Source organism: Mesorhizobium sp. M7A.F.Ca.AU.002.02.1.1 (assembly GCF_003998535.1).
GTDB lineage: Bacteria > Pseudomonadota > Alphaproteobacteria > Rhizobiales > Rhizobiaceae > Mesorhizobium > Mesorhizobium ciceri.
Genome location: NZ_RZPB01001483.1, coordinates 1 through 461 on the forward strand (window position 1 = coordinate 1; position 461 = coordinate 461).

1 pseudogene is annotated in these 461 nt (G+C 61.2%); it reads right to left on the reverse strand.

The window, feature by feature from the left end:
- A pseudogene (locus EN879_RS38490) lies at positions 1-461 on the reverse strand (prolyl oligopeptidase family protein); the annotation flags it as partial.

The window sequence follows — 461 nt, forward strand, 5'->3', positions numbered from 1 at the left end:
GCCATGCCATTACCAAGCGCACTGGAAAGCAGAAGCGTGTCAGGGTCCAGCCAATTAACGTAGCCTTTGGCCTCGGGGAGGTTGAAGCCGTCGGCGACAAAGCTCAGAGAAATCAGGTCGAATTCGCGATGCACGACCGCGTCGCTGCCGCCGCGCGACAGGCGCAGAACGGCTCTTTCCCGTCTCTCCGGCTCGATGGACGCGCCGTCCCAGATCCAGTCCTCTCCGTCGCTAGCCGCGAGAGCATCCAGATCGAGCAGTAGCTCCCATTGGGGATCCGCCTTCATGTAGGCGGCAAGGGTGGTCCGGCGCCACAGTCCGCGTGGATTACCGTCATCTCGCCAGTAATTGTAGAGGTACTGACTACGGCGCGCGATCAGGGGAAGATTGTCGCGATTGTCGAAAATGGCTGTCAGAGCCGCGCGGTCGCGCTCGAACTGCGTTCCACCGAAGTGCTTCAG